Raw genomic sequence first — 4,007 nt, 5'->3', positions numbered from 1 at the left:
CCTATGGGACCTGCAATTGAAGGCGGCGTTGGCATCAATGCGCAACTGTCTCACAATTTCTCCCTTCATGGTGATGTCAGCTATCAACAAAAGCTTCAGAAAACTGGTATATCTGGAGCAAATTTCTCAGGCGGCATACGCTATCAGTTTTAACACAAAGCTGTAAAAGCAAGCCTATTCATTCTATTCAATTTAACAAAAAGGCAGCACAATATGCTGCCTTTTTTATTCTTGACACCCTTTCATAAAAAGATCGCTCGAATAGCTTTTGTTCTTTATCCTCCCAAGATCATCTCCATCAAGATTTATTGATTGACAAAGCTAGGTATTGTTTTTGATGCATACCAGATTGAAGTAATTGCTCGTACACAGGCAAAAAAGCGCTTTCGTTATAATCCTGAAAAGACAGCTGTGGAAGGTCTTGCCAATTTGCTGGAATTGGGGAGCGTGAAATGCATGTAGCAGTCTTTGCGCAAAAGAATGAAAATATGCACTAAAGCGGGTGGTTATGCTTAAGGGTGAGAATAAATTCAGTGATTTTGAGAAATCTGCCCCTTACGCTGTCTTAGATATTGAATGGCATTTATCTCTCATAAACAAAAATGTCGCAAAGCGCTTCATCTCCAAGTGAAAGTAAAACTTTCAGAAAAAACACCTTATATGTATTTATTGATAAATCATATATGTTTATTGATAAATCGCGCTTGCTTCATAAAATCCCCTTCCCCTTTTTCTCAAAGCAAAAAGAAAATGTAAAGTTTTACTGTCGTAAGTAGATAAAAAGCACAAGCTACTATTATTTTCCTCTTTACACAGGAAACATACTGCAAAATATTTCTTTACGCAGATAATTTAATTAAATACACCCAAAAAACAAAGACATCAACCACTTTATCAAAATACTCAAGAAGAAACTAAGATTTATAAAAGCATCAATCAGTGCTCTTTAGCATATTTATAAAACACATTACATCCAATATAAAACACCTCAGATCTAAAATTAAGTAAACTTTTTTAATTTTTGCTGACGGCTGTTCCCAACGATGCTGCCCCCTTTATTCTCCTTAATGCATCAAAATATATGACAAGTACTATGATACCCTTAAAAATTACAAACAAATAACGATCATTTGCTTATAATATTGTCCTTAAATATCATTTTAATATTTTTAATTATATATTTAATACGTAATAACTAAAACTATAAATATAATATGAATTAAATGTAAATATATACATTAATTATTATATTTTTTAATTTGACTATAAGTAAATTATAAAATAGTGAGTAGGAAGAATGTTTTTTATAGACCATTATTTATTTTCTTATATTGTTTGTTCTTCTTACTAACAAGTGGAGATATGGAAAACAGGAAAAATATTTGTAGCTTAGTTTAAGTGAGGAGAACATAAATGTCTAAAAAATCTCTTTTATCGTATACAGCAATTGCAGCAATTCTATTATTTGGGACCTACCACAAAACACAAGCGGAAGAACTTAAAGAACTTAAAGTTTCTGATGGAAAAAAAATGGAAGTCTCTAAAGAAAGCTACGAGAATATTTGGGCAGAAACGGGTGGAAAAATCATCGGCAAGAATTTAAAGCTGGGGAGTAGCTCTCCAACACCACCATCTGTTACAACCGTTGTCACCGTTAAAGGATCCGATAGTTTGATTGAATTATCGGACAATACCATCATTGGTGCTCCACTTGGAACTAAATCTTCCTATGAATACGGCGTTAATATATCGGACAACGCTACATTCAAAATGACAGGAGGTTCTATCAATGTTGATAAAACCGCTATTCAGCTAAATGCTGGTAACGGAAATATGGAAAATGTCACAATAACAAGTGAAAACAGCGAACCCTATAACGCAATAAAAGCTGAAAAAAAAAGTAAACTCACTTTGAAAAATATAACTGTTAAAAAAGCAAAAAACAGCATCTTTGCAGATAACCAAACTCAAGTAACAGTTATCGGTGGATCTTTTGAGGCAAAAGAAACAGCAATCAATGCTCGAAACGGTAGTATCATTACTTTAAACAATAAGGCAAAAATCACATCACTTAACGGTGATGGGCTCAATGCCATTGGTGAGCAATCAAAAATTTTCATGACAGGGGGAACTGTTACTGGGAGCAATAGTGTATTATACACAAAAGCTGGTGGATATATTAATGTTAAAGATGTTGTGCTCACAGCAAATGGTAAAGGAACAAAATTCGGTGCATTTGCAAGAGGTTCCAGCACTATTGAATTGAATGGTAACACAACAATTAAAAATGCTTCGATCGGTGTTAAAGCCGAAAGTGATAATGCGACAATCAAGATGACCGGAGGATCGATTGAGGTCACAGGAGACAAAGCAGTAGGTGCATCATTTCTTAACACCACCAGCAAAGAAAACACGCTGAAAGATGTAAAAATATCAAGCGGAAATGATGACTTTCTTATGGATAAAGGAATAAGTGCTGACAAAGGAAGTATTGTCACTTTAAATAATGTAACCGTCACGAAAGCAAAAAACAGCATCTTAGCAGATAACAAATCTCAAATAACAATCACCGGCGGATCTTTTGAGGCAAAAGGAGAAGCAATAATTGCTCTAAACGGCAGTAGCATTACTTTAAACAATGGTGTGAAAATCATTTCATCTGAGCATAATGCGCTGAGTGCCATTGGTGAGCAATCAAAAATTTTCATGACAGGAGGAACTGTTACTGGGAGTAATAATTCATTATATGCAACTTTGGGTGGATATATTAATGTTAAAGATGTTGCACTCACAGAAAATGGCGAAAGTTCAGTTACAGGCGCATCAGCTGAGGGCCCAAACAGCGTCATTGAATTAAAAGGAAAAACAACGATTACGAAGACTCTCTTTGGCCTTTATGTAACCGATGGAGGCAAAATCACAAGTGAAGAATTAACGATAAAAGGGAAGAGAACAAATATTGAGGGAATCGAACTACCCAGCATGGGTGTAAATGCTGCTGCAAATAGCGTCATTGAATTAAACGGAAAAACAACGATTGAAAAAGTTGATTTTGGACTTGTCGCATCCAATAGCACGATTAAGATGGTCAATGGCGCTGAAAACAAAATAGATGCAACAATAATTGCACTAAAGATAAACAGAAATGGACATATTGATCTCGCAAATACTTCTGCAACAGCAGGGGTTGCTGGGGTAAATTTTGCAGATTTGTCTCAAAATAAGTTAAACGGCCTAAGTAATAGTAATCCACAAGATTGGCAAAACAGTGAAGTTAATTTGACCAATACAGATCTGATCGTTGAAAATGGTATTGGAATAAATACCGATGAATCAATGGGGAAAATTAATCTCAAAAATTCAAAAATCCTTGCAGATACGTTATTCAAAAACATAAAGCAGAAGACAAAACCTGTTGAAATGTTTACTTTAACCGCAGACCATTCTGTCTTACAAGGCGGTGTAAGAAATGACGAAAATGGGCAAACACGCTTTGATCTGAAAAACGACACAAAATGGACGTTGAAGATCAGTAACAATGAAAAAGATGCTGATGGAAAACTACTTGATATTGCTCAAAGATCTCGTTCCGATATTTCTACGCTTAATCTCGATAACAGCTCCATTATGTTTAGCAAGCCAACAGAAAAACAGCATTACCAAACTTTGTATATAGGTTCTGGTAAACCAGACACGCAAGCCGTCTACAATGCCTCTGGTGACGCAAAGATTTACTTCAACACGGCTTGGAGTGATGGTGCTGCAATAAATGACCAAAAAACCGATAGACTTTTGATCCATGGGGATGTCTCTGGCAACACATCAGTTTATGTTTCAGGACGCGTAGAAAAGAACAGTAGTCAAGTAAATACCTCTGCTGCTCCTAATGTACGGGGGCTTTCACTCATTCAAGTTTCTGGAAAAGCAGAAGAAAACTCTTTCAAACTGGTAAATGGCTATACCACAAGAGGTGGCTTACCGGATATGTATACACTACGTGCCTATGG

3 protein-coding genes are annotated in these 4,007 nt (G+C 35.7%); all 3 read left to right on the top strand.

All coding sequences use genetic code 11. From position 1 onward, the window contains the following. Positions 1–153, top strand: a 153-nt coding sequence (locus ACFING_RS09345) for an autotransporter outer membrane beta-barrel domain-containing protein (protein WP_375613936.1), incomplete at its 5' end; no start/stop codon positions are given. A 159-nt stretch (positions 154–312) separates the two neighbouring features. Beyond that, complete coding sequence (locus tag ACFING_RS09340) at positions 313–462, top strand: hypothetical protein (RefSeq protein WP_375630661.1); 150 nt, start codon at positions 313–315, stop codon at positions 460–462. A gap of 951 nt (positions 463–1,413) precedes the next feature. Further along, the coding region (locus ACFING_RS09335) for an autotransporter outer membrane beta-barrel domain-containing protein (protein ID WP_375630660.1) at positions 1,414–4,007 on the top strand (2,594 nt) is incomplete at its 3' end.

Origin of the sequence: Bartonella sp. AP150HLJHH (assembly GCF_042196385.1) — a bacterium.
Lineage (GTDB): Bacteria > Pseudomonadota > Alphaproteobacteria > Rhizobiales > Rhizobiaceae > Bartonella.
The sequence above is the reverse complement of the archived record's forward strand: the minus strand, read 5'-3'. Positions and strand labels throughout refer to the sequence as shown.